The sequence below is a fragment of the Exiguobacterium sp. TNDT2 genome (assembly GCF_003331145.1).
Classification (GTDB): Bacteria; Bacillota; Bacilli; order Exiguobacteriales; family Exiguobacteriaceae; genus Exiguobacterium.
This window is the reverse complement of the sequence record NZ_QLVE01000037.1, coordinates 1-3257: the sequence shown is the minus strand read 5'-3', so window position 1 is coordinate 3257 and position 3257 is coordinate 1. Positions and strand designations below refer to the sequence as shown.

Annotated in this window: 4 protein-coding genes; 2 read left to right on the top strand and 2 right to left on the bottom strand. The window is 48.5% G+C overall.

The features are described from left to right. The first annotated feature begins 184 nt into the window (after positions 1-184). A complete protein-coding gene (locus tag DPV68_RS13540) occupies positions 185-967 on the top strand; it encodes a sporulation protein (protein ID WP_114167316.1) in 783 nt (260 codons plus the stop codon). On the opposite strand, the gene DPV68_RS13535 is transcribed toward DPV68_RS13540, so the two are convergent. Continuing rightward, on the bottom strand, positions 962-1594 hold the full coding sequence (locus DPV68_RS13535) for a uridine kinase family protein (protein ID WP_114167315.1): 633 nt from the start codon (positions 1592-1594) through the stop codon (positions 962-964). The genes DPV68_RS13540 and DPV68_RS13535 overlap by 6 nt on opposite strands. 51 nt (positions 1595-1645) lie before the next feature. Between DPV68_RS13535 and DPV68_RS13530 the strand changes: the two genes are divergently transcribed. Further along, complete coding sequence (locus DPV68_RS13530; protein ID WP_198662323.1) at positions 1646-2023, top strand: HIT family protein; 378 nt, start codon at positions 1646-1648, stop codon at positions 2021-2023. 9 nt (positions 2024-2032) lie between these two features. Here the strand turns inward: DPV68_RS13530 and DPV68_RS13525 are convergent, their stop codons facing one another. Further along, entirely contained in the window at positions 2033-2971 is a 939-nt protein-coding gene (locus DPV68_RS13525; RefSeq protein WP_114167313.1) for a coiled-coil domain-containing protein, read from the bottom strand. Positions 2972-3257: the final 286 nt, after the last annotated feature.

The window sequence follows — 3257 nt, the reverse complement described above, 5'->3', positions numbered from 1 at the left end:
TTCGGGTTATGAGCCCGACGAGCTACCAGACTGCTCCACCCCGCGATGGTTTGAATTGTTTCGACATCCTCTATAATAAGTGAAGTAGTTATATAATGCAACCTTTTTCTTCATGTTTTTTCAGAATTGGAATCGGGAACATGATAAAGAGTGTAACTTACTAGAGAAAAGGAGCGCGACCGTCATGTCGAAATGGGGAAATCGCTTTAAGAAATGGTTCTTTTCCGAACTGGACGCATCTGTCTATTTCCATACCGTCCCGTTCATTCCGAACGAGACCGTCCATGGAACGCTACGCGTATCGAACACCACTTCACATGTCGTGCGACTGCAAGAATTGACGCTCAATTTTCTCACGACCTTTAAAGATATCACGCTCGAAGGCAACGAGTTCAATCGCGAGACCGATCTTCAAGAAGTCCCAATCGCTTTATCGGCCGTGCTTGAACCAGGTACCGAAGAACATATCCCGTTCACATTTAACTTGACCAGGTTCGCACCATCGACGGCAGGTGCTCCTTATAGTGTGGAAGCGACACTATGGGACAAAGATGGAAAACGGGTCTGGTTCGATGTCGTCGAAAATGTCGAAGTCGAACCACTGCCTGCTTTGAAACGCTTGTTAGAGGCGACCGAACACGCCGGTCTCGAGCTCATGTTCGTCCGTAATGTCATCGATCCGATTGGGGAAGATCGGCCATATCCGTTCGTCGAAAAATATGGCTTCAAACCAGTCGGAGATTGGGTTGACGAATTCGAAGTCGTCAAATCGTTCTGGCGGATCGACGAGGACGGGGTCGACGTCTATTACTGGCTCGACAACATCGAGAAGCAACGCACGCTCGAATCAATCGCAAATGACGTCACCATGCGCCATCGCTCCCTCACGTGGGAGCAACTCGAACGTGAGCAAGACCAGCTCGGACTCGGTATTCAAGAAACGTTACGTAGCCACCGCTCCTCATGAGCGGTGCTTTTCAATTGTCCAAACATCGTTGCTCGTCGAGACAATCGTCTGAAACTTCTCGCGCTGCGGATGCATGAACAGTTCGTATTGGAGACGACGCTCGTCGTGCGACGCCTTCAAATACGAGAGGTCCATTCCACGTTCTTGGATGTCTCGGACGGAACGTCGAGCAAACTCGGTGTCACTATCCGTATACAAATAGACCGAAACATCGAAATAGTGAGGTTCGAGAAACGCGACACTCATGCCTTCGATGATGGTGATTCGTTTTGCCGGATCAATCCACGTTCGTTCAAGGTATGGGACGTCAATCGTGAAGAAACCGATGCCTTCACGTACCATGCGGACATCACGCTCGAGTGACAGCAAGTGATGCGCGGAAGGATGACAGGCCGTCATCTTGTAATGATGTACTTGACCGTCGACCGTGTAGTCGAGCATAGCGCTCTTCCGCAACGTCGAATCCGTGATATAAGGGTCGGTATTGATGTAGTTCACGTCTCCGAGGCGCTCGTGTAGGGCGTCTGCGAATATCGTCTTCCCAGCGCCCCCGTGTCCTGAGATGGCGATAATCGTGCGCTCCTCTCGTTCAGCCTGGGCAACTATCATATCAATCAATTCATTCATAATGCTCCCCCTTTTGATACACTTCATATAGAAAGGAAGTGTATCAAGTCCATGTCAACTTGTCCATTTTGTCATCCACAACTAGATCCATCCCAGACGATTGTCGCCGAGAATGAGACATGCTACTTCTTGATGCACGATCGTGAGCAGGACGTGCTTGTCGGCTCTGGCGTTATTGTCCCGAAACAACATCGCGCGACGACGTTCGATCTCACGCCTTCGGAATGGCACGATACATATGCGTTGCTTCATGAAGCGAAGTCATTTCTCGAGGAGACGTATGGCCCTGACGGCTATACGCTTGGCTGGAATGTCGGAACGGCATCAAACCAGACCGTGCCACATGCTCACCTACACGTCATCCCTCGCTACGCCGACGGACCGCATGCGGGTAAAGGTTTACGCCATTGGTTGAAACGACCAGAATGACCAAACAGCTCATCGTGTGAGGATGAGCTGTTGTCGTTTCGTTTCGATTTCTTCAAGTTGTTGCTCTAGACGTTCCACTTCTCTCGTCACTTTCTCAATAAGCTTAGTGATTTCACGATCAAGGCCTTTTACCTTGTCGAGCGAATCATTGATTCGTCCATGCATCTTCCACTCGGAAAAGATGTCATCGAGGAAGTAGTCTGCGAATTGAATGAACGAACCGCGTTCAATGTGTAAGCCACTGACAACTCCTTTCACATCAGCCAATTCCCGCGAGAAGCGCTCAAGCGCAGCTTGAAGTTCATGCATCTTTCGCTCCGAAGCACTGATGGCGTCATGTTTCATTGCTGTCGCGATCAAGCCACCTCCAAAGAACGTATCAAACGTCGACCAACCTTTCGCACTGTCGAGATGTTTGAGTGCTTTGGAGATGAAAGTACGCGCTATATTTCCAGCACCAATGGCTTCTTTATACTCAATGAGCACCTCATTTGTTTCCACCTGTTGATTCGTGAGTCGATATAAGGCTTCCCTTACTTCAGGATCCTGTTTCAGGTGAGCTTCTTTCTCTTTTATGAACGCTTCCCATTCTGCGTCAATCCCGTCATACGTCTTAAAGGTTTCATATAAATCACGACGTTCCAGCCCTAACTCATCGACCATCGCCTCGTGTTCTCGGAGTTTTAATTCCGCTCTAGCTGCCTCTTCCAGTTCAATCGTTTTTTGCTCGTTGAAGGTTCCCCGTAGCTTACGCCATGCGTTGACGAGCGAGAATGACTCTAGATCATAGACATCGCGTTGTTCTTTCGTGAATGAATTGAGCAACTGTTTTCGCACGGCTTCATGTTCAGCCATCTGTTTATCAAGTGTCTTCAATTTACGAGCTAATCTGTTTCGTTCAGAAAGGCGCTGTTGCAAGTCGAGTTGTGTTTGATAAATATCACTCATAGATCTTCTCCCCCAATCGCTTTTTGATGTTGCTCTAACAGGTCATGAATGTTTATACCGTCAATCGTTAGGTCCTCAATCGATGAGTTTTCAATCTTGAAAATGTCGCTTCGCGAATCTGCACACTTGAATCCCCTTCTTCTGTCTCTTCATACGAGAGGAGTAGAGAAAAGTTTCATTTCGGAGGAAATGACAAAAAGACGATCAAGCATCTGCTTGATCGTCCTTCGCGTTGGCCTAGCAACGTCCTATCCTCACAGGGGGAGACCCCCAACTACTTTCGGCG

Coding starts and splice junctions, on each gene's coding strand:
- DPV68_RS13535 (WP_114167315.1), bottom strand. CDS start 1,594: ATGAATGAATTGATTGATATGATAGTTGCCCAGGCTGAACGAGAGGAG.
- DPV68_RS13530 (WP_198662323.1), top strand. CDS start 1,646: ATGTCAACTTGTCCATTTTGTCATCCACAACTAGATCCATCCCAGACG.
- DPV68_RS13540 (WP_114167316.1), top strand. CDS start 185: ATGTCGAAATGGGGAAATCGCTTTAAGAAATGGTTCTTTTCCGAACTG.
- DPV68_RS13525 (WP_114167313.1), bottom strand. CDS start 2,971: ATGAGTGATATTTATCAAACACAACTCGACTTGCAACAGCGCCTTTCT.